Here is a 19,008-nt window from a genome sequence, read left to right on the forward strand (position 1 = left end):
ATTCCCCCGGGTTATCGTTTTAATCGGAGTCATCTTTGTTACCGATGCCGTATACCATGCTGAAAAAAATCATCGTTATAGCCTGCCTGTGCTCCCCCATCGGCAGTGCTTGGGCCGACCCAACGGATACGCCTACCGAAGCCCCGACGAACGCCCCCTACTTGCTGGCTGGCGCGCCCACCTTCGATCTGACGGTGGTACAATTTCGCGAAAAGTACAACCGCGACAACCCAACGTTGCCGATTGGTGAGTTTCGCGTCGTCCCCTCCAGAGAGGATGACTCTCCTTTGCTGACCCGCGCGGCCAGTAAGATTAACGAAAACCTGTACGCCTCTACCGCGCTGGAAAAGGGCACCGGTAAGATTAAAACCATGCAAATTACCCATTTGCTGTTGCAGGATGGCGAAGAAAAAGCGGCCAAAGCCATCGCGGTAAACTACATGGCGGCCCTGAGCCGCCAGTTTGAACCGGCACTCACCGTGGAAGAAAGCATCATCAAGGTGAACAACCTGCTGGAAAAAGGCAAAGGCTCCTACTTCTACCAGCAACAGGTCGGGGCAATACGCTATGTGGTGGCAGATAACGGCGATAAGGGGGTAACCTTCGCCGTTGAACCGATTAAGCTAACGCTATCTGAACCCTGATACCCCAGCAATTAATGACAAAAAGCAAAGCCTTTGCACTGATTCATCTCTATACTGTTGGGCAGGTAAACTGCCTGTCCGGCAGTTGTCATTTAGACTCTCGCGTCCCCTTTTTGGAGGAAAACACATGCGTCATCCATTAGTAATGGGTAACTGGAAGCTTAACGGCAGCGTTCACATGGTTAACGAACTGATCGCCGCCTTGCGTAAAGAACTGAGCAGCGTTGACGGTTGTGGCGTTGCCATCGCACCTCCAGTCATGTATCTGGATCTGGCCAAGCACGAACTGGGTGGCAGCCGCATCGCTCTGGGCGCACAGAACGTCGACATCAACCTGTCTGGCGCCTTCACCGGTGAAGTTTCTGCCACCATGCTCAAAGATGTAGGTGCTGAATACATCATCATCGGCCACTCAGAGCGCCGTACCTATCACAAAGAAACCGACGCAGCGATCGCAGAGAAATTTGCCGTGCTGAAAGCCGCTGGCCTGATCCCAGTGCTGTGCATCGGTGAAACCGAAGCAGAAAACGAAGCGGGTAAAACCGAAGAAGTTTGTGCGCGCCAGATCGACGCCGTGCTGAAAACCCAGGGCGCTGAAGCGTTCAAAGGCACCGTCATCGCTTATGAGCCAGTGTGGGCTATCGGTACCGGTAAATCTGCCACCCCAGCGCAAGCTCAGGCAGTGCACAAATTTATCCGTGACCATATCGCCAAGCAAGATGCTGCGGTAGCAGCCGAAGTGATCATCCAGTACGGCGGCTCCGTGAACGATAAGAACGCCGCAGAGCTGTTTGCTCAGCCAGACATCGACGGCGCGCTGGTTGGCGGCGCATCACTGAAAGCTGACGCTTTCGCCGTGATCGTCAAAGCCGCTGCCCAAGCGAAAAAAGCCTGATTTTATCCGGCCTGAAATAACAAAACCCCGGTTTTCCGGGGTCCAATAGTATGAAACCGGCGCCAGCCGGTTTTTTTGATCTCTTTAATTGTCAGCAACAATCCCCTAAAACACGCAAAGGAATTCATTAAGGGTGGTTGTAGATCACATTTATGGCCTGACACCATGATTTTTAGATGCATTTCCACGTTAATATTGATAATAAATCTCAATATCATTCAAGGTGGTGCGCAGTAACTATCTATAATTCATGGGGATAATAATGGCACGTAAAAAAATTTACTTTATTTATAGATCTAGCCCTACCTTGGGTCGCTCACCGTTACAAGGTGCCGGTGGAGGTTTATTCGGGTTTTACCAGGAAGACAAATACATTACCGCCCTACAAGAACGGCTAGACAAAGAGGATCTCAACTGGCTTGTTGAGCAGGATGACACGGAGTCAAACATCGAGAAACTTATAGAGCAAAAAGCTCAATTATTGGTTTGCGCACCCGGCTTACGCTTTCAGTTCTATCGGAATGGATTTGATAAAGAAAATATTATTTACCTAAGCACTATGGAGTACGTAAGCAACGATGTTAATCCGGTTATTGAACGAATAAGGGAAATCGGCAATGAATAATGTTCAAAGCCCTAACCTTACAGTCAGGGCTTTGGTCCAGGCGAACCAGTTTTTATTGCTGTGGATTAGCGATCAGCGCTTGCTGATTTCGTCAAAGATCCCGCCGGTGGCAAAGTGCACCTTCTGCGCTTCAGTCCAGCCGCCAAAAGTATCATCCACGGTGAACAGCTTCAGTTTTGGAAACTGCTCGGCGAATTTGGCTGCAACGGCTGCATCACGCGGACGGTAATAGTTGTTGGCCGCAATGGTCTGGCCTTCCGGTGAATACAGATACTTCAGGTAAGCCGTGGCCACGTCACGGGTGCCGCGCTTATCAACGACCTTATCCACCACCGATACCGTCGGTTCGGCCAGAATGGATTCGCTCGGGGTGATGATTTCAAACTTGTCTTTGCCCAGCTCTTTCTCTGCCAGCAAGGCTTCGTTTTCCCAAGCGATCAGCACATCACCGATACCGCGCTCAACGAAGGTATTGGTTGCGCCACGAGCGCCGGAATCCAACACTTCCACATTGCGGTACAGCTCTTTGACGAACTCCTGAGCCTTGGCTTGGTCGCCACCGTTCTTATGCAGAGCATAGCCCCATGCGGCGAGATAGTTCCAACGGGCACCGCCAGAGGTTTTCGGGTTCGGTGTAATAACCGACACGCCGGGCTTCACCAGGTCAGCCCAATCATGGATCTGTTTTGGATTGTCCTTACGCACCAGGAATACGATGGTCGAGGTGTAAGGTGCCGAGTTGTCTGGCAGGCGCTTGATCCACGCTTTATCAATACGACCTCGTTCGGCAATGGCGTCCACGTCGTATGCCAACGCCAGCGTGACCACATCCGCTTCGATGCCGTTAATCACCGAGGTCGCCTGCTTGCCGGAACCGCCGTGTGACTGACGCACGGTAACCTTATCGCCAGTCTGCTGCTGCCAATACTTACCAAACGCCGTGTTATATTCCTGGTAGAACTCACGCGTAGGATCGTATGAGACGTTCAGCAGTTGAATATCTTTCGCCATGGCACCCGATGCCAACAGCAGTAAAGTCAGACCCACACCCCATTTTTGCATTGCCGTTCCCCCAGAAAATGACGCAACCTCAAGCGGTTGATTTAGCATCAAAGCCTGCCAGAAACTTCCCTCACAATTAAAGAATAAAAAATGTTGTACTAGACCATTCTGGAATATAGCGGCTACCGATAAAAAAAAGCCCCCAACAAAGGAGGCTATTTCGCGGCGTTCAAGCTGGATTAGTACAGCTTTTTCGCCGTTTCCAACCAGTCACCCTTGAACGGACGCTTCATGTTTTCGATCGCGTCAACGATGTCGTGGTGCACCATCTTCTCGTTCTGGATCCCTACGCAGCGGCCACCGTAACCTTGCAACAGCAGGTCGATGGAGTACGCGCCCATACGGGAAGCCAGAATACGGTCGTAGGCAACCGGTGAACCACCACGCTGGATGTGGCCCAATACGGTAGCACGGGTTTCACGCTTGGTTTCCTGCTCGATATGGCGTGCCAGTTCGTCGATATCACAGATATGCTCGGTGATCGCCACGATGGCATGCTTTTTACCTTTGGCGATACCGGCTTTGATTTCGTCAACCAGGTCGTCACGGCTGAATTCGATTTCCGGCAGGACGATAAATTCACAACCACCGGCAATGGCCGCCGCCAGGGTCAGGTCGCCACAGTAACGCCCCATCACTTCCACGATAGAGATACGTTGGTGTGATGAAGAGGTATCGCGCAGGCGGTCAATGGCTTCCACCACGGTTTCCAATGCGGTGAAGTAGCCGATGGTGTAGTCGGTACCTGCAACGTCGTTATCGATGGTGCCAGGTAAACCGATGCAAGGGAAACCCTCTTCGGTCAGGCGCTTTGCCCCCATGTAGGAACCGTCACCGCCGATGACCACCAGCGCATCAATGCCGCGGTTTTTCAGATTTTCAATCGCCTTGGCGCGCACGCTGTCATCCCTGAACTCTGGAAAACGCGCAGAACCCAGGAAGGTGCCACCGCGGTTGATCATATCAGACACGCTGTAGCGGTCTAATTGCTCCATGCGATCTTCGTACAAACCAAGGTAGCCATCGTAAATACCAAATACTTCCAGACCTTCTGTGAGCGCGGCACGCACAACGCCACGAATGGCAGCGTTCATACCTGGGGCGTCACCGCCACTCGTCAGTACACCGATTTTCTTGATCATGACTACCTCTGAACTGTAGATGCAATTTCTTAAGAATTCTGTATTCGCCGACTCACCGGGTATCTCTCCAACGGCGCAAAACCAGCTTTACGGCTTTTATTGCTGGATATTATAACAAAAACACCCAGCTGAATTGATTCAGGTCACGCAACATCAAGGAAAAAACTTCACATGGCACGGCGTGCTAACACCGTGATTTCTCAATCCACCCAACATTGACCCATGTCAGTTGATTATAGTTCCCAATGCCCCTGTCGGCCCTGCGGAACAACAGAACAGGGATCTTGGTGAATAATCACGTCGGCCCCAGGGAAACGATGCAACAATGCCTGCTCCACCTGTTCTGCCAGAATATGCGCCTGCATCAACGGCAGGGTGTCTTCCATTTCCAGATGCAACTGGATAAACCGCGTTGGCCCAGACTGCCGCGTACGCAGATCGTGCGCACCTTTCACACCCGGCCAAGACGATACCACATCGATAATTGCCTGACGCTCTTCATCCGGCAAGGCGCGATCCAGCAGGGACTGCACAGCCTCGTACCCCATACGCAGCGCGCTATAGAGAATATAAACCCCAATACCCAGGGCAAACAGCGCGTCCGCACGGTGAAATCCATACCAGCTTAGCCCAAGTGCTATCAAAATAGCACCATTCATCATCACATCTGACTGATAATGCAGCATATCGGCCCGTACCGCCTGGCTGCGCGTTTTTCTGACTACCCAGCGCTGATAGGTCACCAGGATGAGAGTGCTAATCAACGCAATGATAGTCACGGCTACCCCTATACCCGGCGAATTAAGGGGCTGCGGGGAATACAGATGCTGGAAGCCGGTCAAGAACAGGAACAGGGCAGAACCGGAGATAAACATGCTTTGCGCCAGCGCCGCCAGCGACTCGGCCTTGCCATGGCCAAAGGTGTGCTCTTCATCAGCCGGCTGCAACGAGTAGCGCACCACCAGCAGGTTGGTTAACGATGCGGCAATATCCACCAACGAATCCACCAAAGCCGCCAATAGGCTGACCGATCCGGTGAGATACCAGGCAACGATCTTGATCAACAGTAGAACGGAAGCCATTCCGGTGGCGGCTAAAGCAGCGGACTGCACCAGCCGCGCATATTGCTGTTCCATAAAAAACCCCAACCAAAGTTTATGGGCTTCAGTATAACGGAATGGAGGGTAAAAAAAGCCAGCCCATAGGAACTGGCGTGGCGCAGATTGGTGACAAAATGGCAACGTTGCTGAGCTGGTAGGGATCGCACATGTTCGGCCCTACCCATTGTGGCAAAATTGTCAGACTGGCGGCATATGGCCGTTAGCCATATTTTCTAGCAAACTCTTCATCGGAATTACAAAGGTAAATAATGAATTCGATGAAGGCGATAATTGACGGAATGAACGTCCAGCAAAAAATCAGATATAAGAAACCTTGCCCAATCTTACCCAGATAAAACTTATGTACGCCAAAGCCTCCGAGAAAAAACGCCAAGAGTGCAGCGGCCACTCGACTTTTCTCTCCAACTACGCCTTGAGTAGCACCACAGCTGGGGCATGATCTTGCAGTTTCATGTATTTCTTTACCACATCCTCGGCAAAAAACCATGTTTGACATGTGTATAATCCTTTTATTTTGACAGTAATTGCTTAAGCAACACTAACAGTTTGCTGAATTAACACACTGATTTCAACATGAATTCATAATTATCATTAACTGTTCTAATGCATGCCAGGAAAACGGCAGGACTTGTTTAGGCTTAGTTTTTAATCGGGGTATTAAAGGGATAAAAAAAACCCCCTCATCATGAGGGGGAAGACAGGGATGGTGTCTATGGCAAGGAAAAACAGGGGATTACTCAGTCATACTCAACTTCTGGGCAGAAGTTTGCTGCAAACCAGAAATCTGTTGCTTCATCAACTGCACACGCTGCTGATGCTTCTGGTCTAAAACACTTTTTTGCTCTGGCGTCAGCAGGTTATACATTTGGTTGCGTACCCTGGCCATTTCGACCTGGCGCTTAACCTGTTCCTGAGCCATCTTTTCCGCCTGGGCCTGCACGGCGGCTTCATCAAATTTATCTGCGGTGACCAGCTTATGCATGGTTTCCACTTCGTCTACATTAACACCAGGCAGATCGTAACGGGCCTGGCGCATTAAATCGCGCATTTGCTGGCGTTGCTGTTCGGTCAAGCGAACGCCGTCGAACATGTGATTCTGGCCAAGAGCTCTCAACAGTGCATCATTAGCAGGAGGTTGGACAGTTTCCGGTGTAGTATCAGCAGCAAAGGCAGCGGTAGAACCTATTGCCAAAATTGATGCCATAACTACTGCGGTCACCTTAACCATTTTTACTCCTCGAGCTTTCTCACTTTGCGAATCAACGAGGAGCAGTGTATCGCTGCACCTGCAAACATGCGTCAGGGCATGTAAAACTACGTAAAGTCATGGAATAGCAACAGTTGATGACGTATTTTGCGTCAGGAGGTAAATCACATATGCACAAAATTCTGTTAGTTGACGACGACCGCGAGCTCACCTCGCTACTGAAAGAACTGCTTGAAATGGAAGGCTTTAACATCGTCGTGGCTCACGACGGTGAACAGGCGTTGTCGTTACTGGACAGCTCCATCGATCTGCTGTTGCTCGATATCATGATGCCGAAGAAAAACGGTATCGATACGCTGAAAGAATTGCGTCAGCACCACCAGACGCCGGTGATCATGCTAACCGCTCGCGGCAGCGAATTGGACCGGGTACTTGGCCTGGAACTGGGTGCGGACGACTACCTGGCAAAACCCTTTAACGATCGCGAACTGGTTGCCCGCATCCGGGCCATTCTGCGCCGTTCCAACTGGAGCGAACAGCAGCAGAATGTGGATACCAGCGCACCTACGCTGGACGTTGACGGCCTGCAGCTGAACCCCGGCCGCCAGGAAGCCAGCTTCGACGGGCAAGTGCTGGATCTGACGGGTACCGAATTTACCCTGCTATATCTGCTGGCACAGCATCTCGGCCAGGTAGTTTCCCGTGAACTTCTCAGCCAGGAAGTGCTGGGCAAACGCCTGACGCCGTTCGATCGCGCCATTGATATGCATATCTCCAACCTGCGGCGCAAACTGCCGGACCGCAAAGATGGGCATCCTTGGTTCAAAACCCTGCGCGGACGGGGCTATTTGATGGTATCTGCAGCATGATCAACAGCTTGACGGCACGCATCTTCGCCATTTTCTGGTTCACATTGGCTCTGGTGCTGATGTTGGTGTTGATGGTGCCCAAACTCGACTCCCGCCAAATGACCACGTTGCTGGAAAGCGAACAGCGGCAGGGGTTGATGCTGGAACAGCATGTCGAAGCCGAACTGCAAAACGATCCGGCCAACGACCTGATGTGGTGGCGCCGCCTGTTCCGCGCCATCGAAAAATGGGCACCGCCGGGCCAACGCCTGTTGTTGGTGACCAGCGAAGGGCGAGTGATCGGCGCGCAGCGCAACGAAATGCAGATCGTGCGCAACTTTATCGGCCAGTCGGACAACTCCGACCAGCCGCAAAAGAAAAAATATGGCCGCGTTGAGCTGGTTGGCCCGTTCTCGGTGCGCGATGGTGAAGACAACTACCAGCTGTACCTGATCCGCCCGGCCAACAGCTCGCAGTCCGATTTTATCAACCTGATGTTCGACCGGCCGTTGCTGCTGCTGATCGTCACCATGTTAATCAGTGCACCGCTGTTGCTGTGGCTGGCCTGGAGCCTGGCCAAACCGGCGCGTAAGTTGAAAAACGCCGCCGATGATGTAGCACGTGGCAACCTTAAGCAACACCCTGAACTTGAAGCCGGGCCGCAGGAATTTCTTGCCACCGGGGCCAGTTTCAACCAGATGATCAGCGCGCTCGAAAGGATGATGACGGCCCAGCAACGGCTGATCTCCGATATCTCCCACGAGTTGCGCACCCCGTTAACGCGTCTACAGCTGGCAACCGCCCTGATGCGCCGCCGCCACGGTGAAGGCCATGAGCTGGCGCGTATCGAAACCGAAGCCCAACGGCTGGATTCGATGATTAACGATCTGCTGTTGCTATCCCGTGGCCAACAGAAAAGCGAGCTGGTGCGCGAACTGCTGAAGGCCAACGAACTGTGGGCCGACGTGCTGGACAACGCCAGTTTCGAAGCCGAACAAATGGGCAAACAGCTGGAGGTCACCTCCCCTCCAGGCCCATGGACGATTTACGGCAACGCAGGTGCCCTGGACAGTGCGCTGGAGAATATCGTGCGTAATGCCCTACGTTATTCCAATACGCGCATCGCGGTGGCATTCAGCGCCGATAATCAGGGGATCACCATCGTGGTGGACGATGATGGCCCTGGCGTCAGCCCAGAAGATCGTGAACAGATTTTCCGGCCGTTCTACCGCACCGATGAAGCACGCGATCGCCAATCCGGCGGCACCGGGCTGGGTTTGGCCATCGTTGAATCCGCCGTCAATCAGCATCGCGGCTGGGTGAAAGCGGAAGACAGCCCGCTGGGTGGCCTGCGTCTGGTGTTGTGGTTGCCGCTGCATCAGCGTTAATCGCCAGCACCCAAAGATTTTGCTATTCTGCGCCCCTCGTCATGAGGGGCTTTTTACATGCTGAATATCGTTTTATTTGAACCTGAAATTCCGCCGAACACCGGCAACATCATTCGCCTGTGCGCCAACACCGGTTTCCAACTGCACCTGATCGAACCTCTGGGCTTCCCGTGGGACGACAAACGCCTGCGCCGCGCCGGGTTGGATTATCATGAATTTGCCTGCATCAAGCGCCATGCCGACTATGCCGCCTTCCTCGCCAGCGAAAATCCACAGCGGCTGTTTGCCCTTACCACCAAAGGCACACCGGCACATAGCGCCGTCAGCTATCAGGCTGGCGACTATCTGCTGTTTGGCCCGGAAACCCGTGGCCTGCCCGCCAGCATTCTGGATGCTTTGCCCGCACAGCAGAAGATCCGTATTCCCATGCAGGCCCAAAGCCGCAGCATGAATCTATCCAATGCCGTCTCGGTGGTGGTTTACGAAGCCTGGCGCCAACTGGATTATGCGGGCGCGCTGCTTAAAGAGTAATCCCTATTGGGCGATCGCCTGCCAGCCAGACATCGCCCGATCGCCGCCCTGCCAAATTTGTGATCGTCAACACCCGCACCCGCTGAATTTTGCCATGCTCTCCCGGCAACCGGCAGCCAACCGAAGGTTCCTTCCCTAGTGTCTCTTTAGACTCCCTGTTCATCCGTGGTCTCTGCGCTCTACGTCACCACGCCAACAACAACAAGGATAACAAGATGAACAACGCCATTCTGCTAGGGATACTCTGGCACCTGGTCGGGGCGGCCAGTGCGGCCTGCTTCTACGCGCCATTCAAACAGGTCAAAAACTGGTCTTGGGAAACCATGTGGTCGATCGGCGGTTTCGTTTCCTGGCTGATCCTGCCTTGGGCCATCAGCTATATGCTGCTGCCCGATTTTTGGCAGTATTACGGTTCATTCAGCGCCGCCACCCTGCTGCCGGTGTTCCTGTTTGGCGCCATGTGGGGGATCGGAAATATCAACTATGGCCTGACCATGCGCTATCTCGGGATGTCGATGGGAATTGGTATCGCCATCGGTATCACGTTGATCATTGGCACATTGATGACGCCACTGTTGCAGGGCCGCTTCGAACTTCTGTTCGGCACCGCCGGTGGTCGCATGTCGCTTGTGGGCGTGTTTGTTGCGCTGATCGGCGTGGTGATCGTCAGCTACGCGGGCCTGCTGAAAGAACGGGCTATGGGCATTCGTGCTGAAGAGTTCAACCTCAAGAAGGGGCTGACGCTGGCGGTGATGTGCGGCATTTTCTCCGCCGGGATGTCCTTCGCCATGGACGCGGCCAAACCGATGCATGAAGCCGCCGGAGCACTGGGCATCGATCCGTTGTATGTTGCCCTGCCAAGCTATGTAGTAATTATGGGCGGCGGCGCGCTGATCAACCTGGGCTACTGCCTGATCCGCCTGGCCACCTTGAAAAATATCTCGGTGAAAGCAGATTTCTCGCTGCCGAAAAAACTGCTGGTCGCTAACGTGCTGTTCTCGATGCTGGCCGGGCTGATGTGGTATCTGCAATTCTTCTTCTACGCCTGGGGCCACGCCAAGATCCCAGCCCAATACGACTACATGAGCTGGATGCTGCACATGAGCTTCTACGTGCTGTGCGGCGGCATCGTCGGGCTACTGCTGAAAGAGTGGAAATGCGGGACCAGAAAGCCGGTGGCGGTACTGTGCCTCGGTTGTCTGGTGATTATCTTGGCTGCCAACATCGTTGGCCTAGGCATGGCTTCTTGAGGAGCAAAAAATGAACAGCCGTTTGAATATCTTGCTGTTTGGTATCGGGCTTGACACTTACTGGCCGCAGTTTAGCGGCCTTAAGCACCGCCTGGAAGGTTACCTCGAACAGATCGCCGAACGCCTTTCCAACGGCCACCTGGTTCAGCGTGGCGGGCTGGTGGATTCGGTCGCTGCCGCCGATGCATTGCTGGCAGAGGCTCGCCACCAGCCGGTAGACGTGGTGGTGCTTTACATCAGCACCTACGCGCTTAGTGCCACCGTATTGCCGCTGGTGCAAGCCTTGGGTAAACCGGTGTTGGTATTGGCCTTGCAACCAGAAGCCGGTTTGCCCTACCAGAAAATTCGCGCCATGGCAGATCGCGGCGATCGCACCGGCGAATGGCTTGCCCATTGCCAGGCGTGTAGCGCTCCCGAATTGGCCAACGTGTTTAATCGCGCCGGGATCGAGTACCAACTGCTGGTGGGGGCATTACAGGGCGATCCGCAGGTCTGGCAGGAATTGGACAACTGGCTGACCGCTTTCGCGTTGCGTAATGCGTTACGCACCACACAAATCGGCCTGCTCGGCCACTATTACGCCGGGATGATCGACGTCTACAGTAACCTGACCAACCTTTCCGCCCGGCTTGGTGTACGTTTCAAACCGCTGGAAATGTGCGAGCTGAACGCTCTGCGCCAACAAAGTACCACAGCGCAAATCCAGCATAAGCGGGATGAAATGCACAGCGTCTTTGTGGTGGACGAGCTCTGTTCAGAGGCCGAATTGCAACGCGCTGCGCATACCGCCTGCGCGCTGGATCGGCTGGTAGAACGGCATGGGCTAGGCGCAATGGCCTATTACTACGAAGGGCAAAACGGCAATGATTACGAGAATATCGTTACGTCGGTGATTGCAGGTAACACCCTGCTGACCCAAAAAGGCATCCCGATCGCAGGTGAGTACGAAGTCAAAAACGCGATCGCCATGAAAATTTTCGCCCTGCTGGGAGCGGGTGGATCCTTCTCTGAACCTTACGGCATCGAATTCGAGGATGACGCTGTGCTATGGGGCCACGATGGGCCTGCGCACCCGCTGATGGCAGAGGGTGATGTACGCCTGGTGCCGCTGCCGGTGTATCACGGCAAGCCGGGATGTGGCGTTTCGATTCAGATGTCGGTGAAGAACGGCCCAGTTACCTTCTTGTCTGTGGTTGAGGAACGTAACGGCGACGTCGTGTTGCAGTATGCCGAGGGGCTTTCGGTGCCGGGGGAAACGTTGGATATCGGCAATACCAACAGCCGCTACCGTTTCAGCCTGGATGCCAGAACCTTTACCCGTGAGTGGTCATTGGCTGGCCCTGCCCACCATTGTGCTATCGGCATTGGCCACCAGGGCGATCGGCTGGAAAAACTTGCTCAGGTACTGCACATCCGCACAAACCGGATCGCCTAACCCTAGGCGATAAACCGTTGGCGATACTCGCGCGGGGTCATTCCGGCCTCGCGCGTGAACACCACGGAAAAATAGTTACTGTCTTCAAAGCCGCATCGGGCGGCAATATCGCTGATGCGGTATTCGCTGCGGCGTAGCAGACGCTTGGCCTGGCATAAACGGATCTGGCGCAGATAGTGGTTGATGGTCATGCCGGTTTGCTGGCGGAACAACAGCTTCAACGCCCGCTCGGTCAACTGATGCTGCTGGCAAAATGCCGGCAGATCAAAGTCGCCGTCGATGCCGCTCTGCAACGCCGCCATCAACAAATCCAACTGTTCCCCGTCCGGCAACATGTGCACGCAATCCACCGCATAACGATAGCGTTTGAGCACGATCGCCAATTGCAGCAACAAAGCCTCCGTCAACTGGATCGATAACGAATCGGTTTTACGGCTCTCCTGCGAAAGCTGGGCGATAATCGGCCGGGCCTGCGCCATACCTTGGGTAGAGAGTCGCCAGTAGCTCTCGCTGGAGGTATCAAACGGCGGCAGCAGGCTTTCCCACTGGGCATTCAACCGCAGACGCTCCGGGCAATAGATGACGTTATCCAGCACCAGATCGTGTACCGACTCGTAGCTATGGCAATCGCTGGCACGAATATAAAAAATATCCCCGCAGGTGATCCGGTAAGGGCGATCGTTCAGCACGTGCAGGCCATTGCCACGCCAGACGATCACAATCTCACAAAACTGGTGAGTATGCGTGGCAAATCCCATCTGGGGATAGCGCTCCGCCACGGCCACCGGCATCTGTACAGAGGGCAGGTAATCGCGGCTCTCTAACAGTAATGTCTCCCTCATCTCACACCTTTCCTAGTTGGCACGACTGGGCATTATTGCCGAACACGCGGCGAGGAAAATTGATGCAGTCGTGATTTTCACGCCGCTAGCGCATGCCACGTAACGCACGGGGTGGGCAGGTAAACTCACGCTTGAACAGGGTCGAAAAATGGTTGCTGTCGCCGAAACCACAGCGAAAAGCGATATCAGTGATGCTGCTATCGCTGTGGCACAGCATATGGCGCGCCTGTAGCAAACGCAGGTGGGTCAGGTAGCGCTGTGGCGTCATGTTGGTGTGCTGTTTCAGTTGCCGGTGCAGCGTACGCAGCGGAATGGCGAAGCGATCGGCCAGCTCGGACCATTCGATCGATTCAGCATAGTGGCCCTGTAGCCAGTCCAACAGCTGATGCAAACGCCCCTCCTGATCGTCCCCCTGCCGAGCCAGACAGCCCTGCCACAGCTGCACCAACAGCTGCATAAATACGCTTTCATGCAGCGCTATCTCTTCTGGCCGCTCACCTGCAGGTGCCGCCGCGAGCTGCGCAATCAACCCCTTGACCTGTTGCAATACCTGCTGGCTGATGCGCCAATGGGCCGGGTATACGCCATCGGCCTCGCGCGGCAGGAACTGCTCCACGCCGGAGACAAAGCGGAAGGCGTCCGGCGCCCGGAACAGAATATTGGTCAGGATCAGGCCGTCGGTCTGTTCAAACAGGTGGCGATCGTGATCGCGCACAAAACAGACGCAACCGCTGTTAAGGGTATAGGGGTTGCCATTAAACACATGCACCCCCGCCCCCTGTTCGACAATCACAATTTCGTAAAAATCATGATGATGTTCTGGAAAAGCCTGCTGCGGCTCGCGGGGTTCGATCACCACGGGCGCGCTGCAGGAAGGGAAAAAATCACTACTGTGCAATAGGTTCATCTTGCCCCCCGGAGCTTTGGCGCGGCGGGATTACCGCGCAACGTCGGTAATCGATAGTAAGAGAAGCGCCCGGCAACAAACCTTAAGGTTTTGACCGAAAAGCGCGCTAAAGCTGCGCGTTTTTTAAGAAAGCCGTAGCAATGTTGAGAAATGCGTACAAGGTCACAACCGGGCAAAAATCGGCCCGAGTCGCAAACTGTGAGCTACTTCACCTTTACCTTTGCCATTTTGCCAATCCCCCTCTGGCGTTGGCAGTGGCGAGAAGGCCCGGGCAACGGCAACTTCCTACACTGCTCGCATCAAGCAATCACGGGCTTTCTCTCATGACTATTCGCAATACTGTCGCCATCGACCTTGGAGCCTCCAGTGGACGAGTGATGCTGGCGAGCTATCAACCGCAACAGCAGCAACTCCAGCTGCGTGAAGTCAGCCGCTTCACCAACCGTTTGCAGCACCGGGCCGGGCAAGACTGCTGGGACCTGGATGCGCTGGAAGGCAATATCCGCCAGGCACTAGCGCAGCTTGATGCCGAAGGTATTCGCCTTGATAGCATCGGCATAGATACCTGGGGCGTCGATTTTGTACTGCTGGATGCGCAAGGTGAGCGGGTCGGCCAGGCCGTTTCCTACCGAGATGCCCGTACTCAGGGGCTGATGGCAACAGCCCAGCATGATTTGGGCCGCAGCAATATCTATCAACGCACCGGCATTCAATTCCTGCCTTTCAATACGCTGTACCAGCTGCGTGCCCTGCGTGAACAGCAGCCAGAGCTGGTAGATCGCGTGGCTCACCTGCTGCTGATCCCGGATTACCTGCACTTTCGCCTGACGGGGAAGCTGAACTGGGAATACACCAATGCCAGCACCACCCAACTCCTGAATATTGAAAGCGATCAATGGGATGAGGAACTGTTGGCCTGGGCCGGGGTACCTGCCAGCTGGTTTGGCAAACCGACGCCTCCGGGCAACCGCGTAGGCTATTGGACCAGCCCCAGCGGCCAGCAGATCCCGGTGATTGCCGTAGCAACGCACGACACCGCCAGCGCAGTTCTTGCTACGCCATTGCAAGATGCCAATGCCGCCTATCTCAGCTCCGGCACCTGGTCGCTGATGGGCATTGAAAGCCCAATCCCGGTGGTTAATCCGGCGTCATTGGCAGCCAATATTACCAATGAGGGCGGCGCAACGGGCTATCGGGTGCTGAAAAACATCATGGGCCTGTGGCTGCTGCAACGCGCCACTCGGGAATTGAACATCAGCGATCTGCCAGCCCTGATCGCTCAGGCGGCCCAACAGCCAGCCTGCCGTTCATTGGTTAATCCCAATGACGATCGCTTTATCAACCCGGTCAACATGTGCCAAACCATTCAGGACAGCTGCCGCGAACGCGGGATGCCGGTGCCGGAAACCGCAGCCGAATTGGTGCGCTGCATCTTCGACAGCCTCGCCATGCTCTACCGCCAGGTCGCACAGGAGTTGGCGACGATGCACGGCCGCCCGCTCAGCCATCTGCATATCGTCGGCGGCGGCAGCCAGAACCATTTTCTTAATCAGCTGTGTGCCGATGCCTGCGGGCTGGCCATCAGCGCCGGGCCTATCGAAGCCTCAACCCTGGGCAACGTCGGCTGCCAGTTGATGGCCCTGGACGCCGTCAGCGACATTGGGCAATTCCGCCGCATCGTGGCACAGAACTTCCCACTACAACACTTTACCCCTCGCGACAATCCAGACTTTGCCGCCCACTGGTCGCAATTTCAGTCGTTGAGTCAATTACCTAAGGAACTTTGCATATGAAAAGCTCGATCGATCAAGCTTGGGAACTGGCAAAACAGCGCTTTGCTGCCGTTGGCGTGGACGTTGAAGCCGCTATCAGCGCTATGGAGAGCCTGCCAGTGTCAATGCACTGCTGGCAAGGAGATGACGTGGCCGGGTTCGAAAATCCGGAAGGCTCCCTGACCGGCGGCATTCAGGCCACCGGCAACTACCCGGGCAAAGCGCGCAACGCCAAAGAGCTGCGGGCCGATCTGGAACAGGCTCTGGCGCTGATCCCTGGCCCGAAACGCCTGAACCTGCACGCGATCTATCTGGAGTCTGATACGCCAGTCGCCCGTAACAAAATTGAACCACGCCATTTTAAAAACTGGGTGGAGTGGGCCAAACAGCACCAGTTGGGGCTGGATTTCAACCCGTCATGCTTCTCGCACCCGCTGAGCGCCGACGGTTTTACGCTGTCACACGCCAACCCGGATATCCGTCAGTTCTGGATTGAACATTGCCAGGCTAGCCGACGCGTCTCTGCCTATTTTGGCGAACAGCTCGGTACGCCTTCGGTGATGAACATCTGGATCCCGGACGGTATGAAAGATACGCCGATCGATCGCCTGGCACCGCGCCAACGTCTGTTGAGTGCGCTGGACGAAGTGATTAGCGAAAAACTCAACCCGGCACACCATATCGACGCGGTGGAAAGCAAGCTGTTCGGGATTGGCGCAGAGAGCTACACCGTGGGTTCCAATGAGTTTTATCTCGGCTATGCCACCAGCCGCCAGACCGCACTCTGTCTGGATGCGGGCCACTTCCACCCGACTGAGGTGATCTCCGACAAGATCTCCAGCGCCATGCTGTATGTACCGCGCCTGCTGCTGCACGTTAGCCGCCCGGTACGCTGGGACAGCGACCACGTGGTGCTGCTGGACGACGAAACGCAGGCGATTGCCGGTGAGATCGTGCGCAACAACCTGTTAAACCGCGTACACATCGGCCTGGACTTCTTCGACGCCTCCATCAACCGCATCGCAGCCTGGGTGATCGGCACCCGCAACATGAAGAAAGCCCTGCTGCGTGCGCTGCTGGAGCCAACCGAGATGCTGCGCAAGATCGAAGAAAACGGCGATTACACTGCCCGCCTGGCCCTGCTGGAAGAACAGAAATGCCTGCCATGGCAAGCCGTATGGGAAACCTACTGCCAGCGTAACGATGTCCCGGCCGATGCCAGCTGGCTCAACAACGTACGCAATTACGAACAACAGATCCTCAGCCAACGTTAAGGGTAGCGCAATGCAACAGATAGTTTCTTCCTGGTTCGTCCAGGGCATGATCAAAGCCACCAGCGACATGTGGCTCAAAGGCTGGGATGAGCGCAACGGCGGCAACGTCAGCCTGCGGCTTTCGGCGGAAGATGTTGAGCCTTTCCGTAGTGACTTCGTGGCCGAGCCGCGCTGCGTAGAGCTGACGCAACCGGCAACCGAGCTGGCCAACTGCTGGTTCCTGGTCACCGGTTCAGGCAAGTTCTTCCGCAACGTGCAGTTGGCACCGCAAGAGAATCTGGTGCTGTTACAACTGAACCACAACGGCACCGCCTACCACATCCACTGGGGGCTTTCGCAGGGAGGTTTTCCGACCTCGGAACTGGCGGCTCATTTCCAGTCGCACATCGTGCGTATGAACGTCACCTCTGGCCGCGATCGCGTCATCATGCACTGCCATGCCACCAACCTGATCGCTCTGAGCTTTGTGCAGGAACTGGACAACGCCAGCTTCACCCGCCTGTTGTGGGAAGGCAGCACCGAGTGCCTGGTGGTGTTCCCAGACGGCATCGGCATCGTGCCCTGGATGGTGCCGGGTACTGACGGCATCGGCACCCAGACCGCCGAACAGATGCAGGAACACAGCCTGGTGCTGTGGCCGTTCCACGGCATTTTCGGCTCTGGCCCAACGTTGGACGACGCTTTCGGCCTGATCGACACCGCAGAAAAATCGGCCGAGATCATGGTGAAAGTGCTGTCGATGGGTGGCAAGAAGCAAACCATTTCCGCTAGCCAACTGACGGCGCTGGCCAAGCGTTTCGGCGTAACGCCACTGGCCGCCGCGCTCAAGGATTGAGACATCGGTGCCCTGCGTCCGCTACGGCGGGCGCATCACAACGGTTTCTCATTTCAGGAGCAATATCATGAGTTTCATGCTGGCATTACCGAAAATCAGTTTGCACGGCTGCGGCGCCATTGAAGATATGGTCAAGCTGCTGGCGCAGAAGCAATGGGGTAAGGCGCTGATCGTCACAGACGGTCAACTGGTTGAGCTTGGCCTGCTGGAAAGCCTATTCAACGCCATGCAGCAGCATGCGCTGCCTTATGCCATGTTCAATGAAGTGTTTCCCAACCCCACTGAAGAACTGGTGCAACAGGGCTGGCAAGCGTTCAAACAGCAGCAGTGTGACTATCTGATTGCCTTCGGCGGCGGCAGCCCAATCGATACCGCCAAGGCGATCAAAATCCTGACCGGCAACCCTGGCCCCTCTACCGCCTATTCGGGCGTTGGCAAAGTCAAACACCCTGGCGTCGCCTTGGTCGCCATCAATACCACGGCGGGTACCGCAGCCGAAATGACCAGCAATGCGGTGATCATCGACAGCCAGCGCCACGTCAAAGAAGTGATCATCGATACCAACATCATCCCTGACATTGCCGTGGACGATCCGCAGGTAATGTTGAATATTCCTGCCAGCGTCACCGCCGCCACCGGTATGGACGCGCTAACGCACGCGGTGGAAGCCTATGTTTCCGTGGGCGCTCACCCGCTGACCGATCACTCGGCGCTGGAAGCTATCCGTCTGATTAGCACCTGGCTGCCTGCCGCCGTGGATGACGGCAAAAACCTGCAAGCGCGGGAAATGATGGCCTATGGGCAATACCTGGCGGGGATGGCGTTCAACAGCGCCGGGCTTGGCCTGGTGCACGCATTAGCCCACCAGCCAGGTGCGACCCACAATCTGCCGCACGGCGTGTGCAATGCCATCCTGCTGCCGGTAATCGAAGAGTTTAACCGCCCGAATGCCGTGGCTCGCTTTGCCCGTGTTGCGCAGGCAATGGGGGCAGACACGCAAGGCATGAACGAAGAACAGGCCAGCCATCTGGCGATAGCCACCATTCGCGCGCTTTCGCTGCGCGTGGGTATCCCGGCGGGTTTCTCGGCCCTGGGTATCAAGGAAGCCGATATCGAAGGCTGGTTGGATAAAGCGCTGGCTGACCCATGTGCCCCTTGCAACCCACGCACGGCAGATCGCGAAGAGGTTCGTGCGTTGTATTTAGCCGCACTGTGACCCTTAAGGAAAAC

General features: G+C 55.3%; 19 protein-coding genes. 12 read left to right on the plus strand and 7 right to left on the minus strand.

The window, feature by feature from the left end; genetic code table 11:
• Window positions 1-56 precede the first annotated feature (56 nt).
• The 3 genes from ACX9GU_RS26500 to ACX9GU_RS26510 all read left to right on the plus strand — a co-directional run bounded on the left by ACX9GU_RS26500 (window position 57) and on the right by ACX9GU_RS26510 (window position 2,164).
• Window positions 57-644, plus strand: coding sequence for a DUF1454 family protein (locus tag ACX9GU_RS26500; RefSeq protein WP_473193393.1), 588 nt, complete (start codon window positions 57-59; stop codon window positions 642-644).
• A gap of 127 nt (window positions 645-771) precedes the next feature.
• Window positions 772-1,539, plus strand: coding sequence for a triose-phosphate isomerase (gene tpiA, locus ACX9GU_RS26505; RefSeq protein WP_024482884.1), 768 nt, complete (start codon window positions 772-774; stop codon window positions 1,537-1,539).
• Window positions 1,540-1,801: 262 nt separating this feature from the next.
• Window positions 1,802-2,164, plus strand: coding sequence for a hypothetical protein (locus tag ACX9GU_RS26510; RefSeq protein WP_414825512.1), 363 nt, complete (start codon window positions 1,802-1,804; stop codon window positions 2,162-2,164).
• Window positions 2,165-2,236: 72 nt separating this feature from the next.
• Here the strand turns inward: ACX9GU_RS26510 and ACX9GU_RS26515 are convergent, their stop codons facing one another.
• The 5 genes from ACX9GU_RS26515 to cpxP form a co-directional block, all read right to left on the minus strand.
• The gene (locus ACX9GU_RS26515) at window positions 2,237-3,226 is read right to left on the minus strand and encodes a sulfate ABC transporter substrate-binding protein (RefSeq protein ID WP_473193394.1); all 990 of its coding nucleotides are present in this window, start codon (window positions 3,224-3,226) and stop codon (window positions 2,237-2,239) included.
• Between the two features lie 179 nt (window positions 3,227-3,405).
• On the minus strand, window positions 3,406-4,368 hold the full coding sequence (gene pfkA / locus ACX9GU_RS26520) for a 6-phosphofructokinase (RefSeq protein ID WP_021181876.1): 963 nt from the start codon (window positions 4,366-4,368) through the stop codon (window positions 3,406-3,408).
• A 233-nt stretch (window positions 4,369-4,601) separates the two neighbouring features.
• A complete protein-coding gene (gene fieF / locus ACX9GU_RS26525; protein WP_071683735.1) occupies window positions 4,602-5,504 on the minus strand; it encodes a CDF family cation-efflux transporter FieF in 903 nt (300 codons plus the stop codon).
• A gap of 184 nt (window positions 5,505-5,688) precedes the next feature.
• Window positions 5,689-5,985, minus strand: coding sequence for a TM2 domain-containing protein (locus tag ACX9GU_RS26530; protein ID WP_253083062.1), 297 nt, complete (start codon window positions 5,983-5,985; stop codon window positions 5,689-5,691).
• A gap of 237 nt (window positions 5,986-6,222) precedes the next feature.
• Window positions 6,223-6,717 carry a cell-envelope stress modulator CpxP gene (gene cpxP, locus ACX9GU_RS26535; RefSeq protein WP_024482887.1) on the minus strand — a complete coding sequence of 165 codons (495 nt, stop codon included), beginning with the start codon at window positions 6,715-6,717 and terminating at the stop codon, window positions 6,223-6,225.
• A 149-nt stretch (window positions 6,718-6,866) separates the two neighbouring features.
• On the opposite strand from cpxP, the gene cpxR reads away from it, so the two are divergent.
• From cpxR to ACX9GU_RS26560, 5 genes are all read left to right on the plus strand, one after another.
• The gene (gene cpxR, locus ACX9GU_RS26540) at window positions 6,867-7,565 is read left to right on the plus strand and encodes an envelope stress response regulator transcription factor CpxR (protein WP_021181873.1); all 699 of its coding nucleotides are present in this window, start codon (window positions 6,867-6,869) and stop codon (window positions 7,563-7,565) included.
• On the plus strand, window positions 7,562-8,932 hold the full coding sequence (gene cpxA / locus ACX9GU_RS26545; protein WP_024482888.1) for an envelope stress sensor histidine kinase CpxA: 1,371 nt from the start codon (window positions 7,562-7,564) through the stop codon (window positions 8,930-8,932). Before cpxR ends, cpxA begins: the two co-directional genes overlap by 4 nt.
• A gap of 57 nt (window positions 8,933-8,989) precedes the next feature.
• Window positions 8,990-9,463 carry a tRNA (uridine(34)/cytosine(34)/5-carboxymethylaminomethyluridine(34)-2'-O)-methyltransferase TrmL gene (trmL, locus tag ACX9GU_RS26550; protein ID WP_473193395.1) on the plus strand — a complete coding sequence of 158 codons (474 nt, stop codon included), beginning with the start codon at window positions 8,990-8,992 and terminating at the stop codon, window positions 9,461-9,463.
• Between the two features lie 215 nt (window positions 9,464-9,678).
• A complete protein-coding gene (gene rhaT, locus ACX9GU_RS26555; protein ID WP_473193396.1) occupies window positions 9,679-10,713 on the plus strand; it encodes an L-rhamnose/proton symporter RhaT in 1,035 nt (344 codons plus the stop codon).
• Between the two features lie 10 nt (window positions 10,714-10,723).
• Complete coding sequence (locus ACX9GU_RS26560) at window positions 10,724-12,148, plus strand: arabinose isomerase (RefSeq protein ID WP_473193397.1); 1,425 nt, start codon at window positions 10,724-10,726, stop codon at window positions 12,146-12,148.
• 2 nt (window positions 12,149-12,150) lie between these two features.
• On the opposite strand, the gene rhaR is transcribed toward ACX9GU_RS26560, so the two are convergent.
• Both rhaR and rhaS read right to left on the minus strand, forming a co-directional pair.
• Window positions 12,151-12,990, minus strand: a complete 840-nt coding sequence (gene rhaR, locus ACX9GU_RS26565) for an HTH-type transcriptional activator RhaR (protein WP_473193398.1) — start codon at window positions 12,988-12,990, stop codon at window positions 12,151-12,153.
• An 85-nt stretch (window positions 12,991-13,075) separates the two neighbouring features.
• Window positions 13,076-13,897 (minus strand): HTH-type transcriptional activator RhaS, encoded by an 822-nt coding sequence (gene rhaS, locus ACX9GU_RS26570; RefSeq protein ID WP_024482890.1) that lies wholly within the window; start codon window positions 13,895-13,897, stop codon window positions 13,076-13,078.
• 377 nt (window positions 13,898-14,274) lie between these two features.
• On the opposite strand from rhaS, the gene rhaB reads away from it, so the two are divergent.
• From rhaB to fucO, 4 genes are all read left to right on the plus strand, one after another.
• Entirely contained in the window at window positions 14,275-15,690 is a 1,416-nt protein-coding gene (rhaB, locus tag ACX9GU_RS26575; RefSeq protein WP_473195243.1) for a rhamnulokinase, read from the plus strand.
• The gene (locus ACX9GU_RS26580) at window positions 15,687-16,943 is read left to right on the plus strand and encodes an L-rhamnose isomerase (protein WP_473193399.1); all 1,257 of its coding nucleotides are present in this window, start codon (window positions 15,687-15,689) and stop codon (window positions 16,941-16,943) included. Before rhaB ends, ACX9GU_RS26580 begins: the two co-directional genes overlap by 4 nt.
• Before the next feature lie 10 nt (window positions 16,944-16,953).
• Window positions 16,954-17,778, plus strand: coding sequence for a rhamnulose-1-phosphate aldolase (gene rhaD, locus ACX9GU_RS26585; protein ID WP_473193400.1), 825 nt, complete (start codon window positions 16,954-16,956; stop codon window positions 17,776-17,778).
• A gap of 67 nt (window positions 17,779-17,845) precedes the next feature.
• A complete protein-coding gene (gene fucO / locus ACX9GU_RS26590) occupies window positions 17,846-18,994 on the plus strand; it encodes a lactaldehyde reductase (protein ID WP_473193401.1) in 1,149 nt (382 codons plus the stop codon).
• Window positions 18,995-19,008 lie beyond the last annotated feature (14 nt).

The sequence above is a fragment of the Serratia sp. K1WW1 genome, assembly GCF_055790865.1.

What these genes read in the sequence shown, in the direction of transcription:
- cpxR (WP_021181873.1), top strand. Translation starts at nt 6,867, where the DNA reads ATGCACAAAATTCTGTTAGTTGACGACGACCGCGAGCTCACCTCGCTA.
- pfkA (WP_021181876.1), bottom strand. Translation starts at nt 4,368, where the DNA reads ATGATCAAGAAAATCGGTGTACTGACGAGTGGCGGTGACGCCCCAGGT.
- rhaT (WP_473193396.1), top strand. Translation starts at nt 9,679, where the DNA reads ATGAACAACGCCATTCTGCTAGGGATACTCTGGCACCTGGTCGGGGCG.
- ACX9GU_RS26510 (WP_414825512.1), top strand. Translation starts at nt 1,802, where the DNA reads ATGGCACGTAAAAAAATTTACTTTATTTATAGATCTAGCCCTACCTTG.
- cpxP (WP_024482887.1), bottom strand. Translation starts at nt 6,717, where the DNA reads ATGGTTAAGGTGACCGCAGTAGTTATGGCATCAATTTTGGCAATAGGT.
- ACX9GU_RS26560 (WP_473193397.1), top strand. Translation starts at nt 10,724, where the DNA reads ATGAACAGCCGTTTGAATATCTTGCTGTTTGGTATCGGGCTTGACACT.
- trmL (WP_473193395.1), top strand. Translation starts at nt 8,990, where the DNA reads ATGCTGAATATCGTTTTATTTGAACCTGAAATTCCGCCGAACACCGGC.
- fucO (WP_473193401.1), top strand. Translation starts at nt 17,846, where the DNA reads ATGAGTTTCATGCTGGCATTACCGAAAATCAGTTTGCACGGCTGCGGC.
- ACX9GU_RS26515 (WP_473193394.1), bottom strand. Translation starts at nt 3,226, where the DNA reads ATGCAAAAATGGGGTGTGGGTCTGACTTTACTGCTGTTGGCATCGGGT.
- rhaR (WP_473193398.1), bottom strand. Translation starts at nt 12,990, where the DNA reads ATGAGGGAGACATTACTGTTAGAGAGCCGCGATTACCTGCCCTCTGTA.
- rhaB (WP_473195243.1), top strand. Translation starts at nt 14,275, where the DNA reads ATGCTGGCGAGCTATCAACCGCAACAGCAGCAACTCCAGCTGCGTGAA.
- ACX9GU_RS26530 (WP_253083062.1), bottom strand. Translation starts at nt 5,985, where the DNA reads ATGTCAAACATGGTTTTTTGCCGAGGATGTGGTAAAGAAATACATGAA.
- cpxA (WP_024482888.1), top strand. Translation starts at nt 7,562, where the DNA reads ATGATCAACAGCTTGACGGCACGCATCTTCGCCATTTTCTGGTTCACA.
- rhaS (WP_024482890.1), bottom strand. Translation starts at nt 13,897, where the DNA reads ATGAACCTATTGCACAGTAGTGATTTTTTCCCTTCCTGCAGCGCGCCC.
- rhaD (WP_473193400.1), top strand. Translation starts at nt 16,954, where the DNA reads ATGCAACAGATAGTTTCTTCCTGGTTCGTCCAGGGCATGATCAAAGCC.
- tpiA (WP_024482884.1), top strand. Translation starts at nt 772, where the DNA reads ATGCGTCATCCATTAGTAATGGGTAACTGGAAGCTTAACGGCAGCGTT.
- ACX9GU_RS26500 (WP_473193393.1), top strand. Translation starts at nt 57, where the DNA reads ATGCTGAAAAAAATCATCGTTATAGCCTGCCTGTGCTCCCCCATCGGC.
- fieF (WP_071683735.1), bottom strand. Translation starts at nt 5,504, where the DNA reads ATGGAACAGCAATATGCGCGGCTGGTGCAGTCCGCTGCTTTAGCCGCC.
- ACX9GU_RS26580 (WP_473193399.1), top strand. Translation starts at nt 15,687, where the DNA reads ATGAAAAGCTCGATCGATCAAGCTTGGGAACTGGCAAAACAGCGCTTT.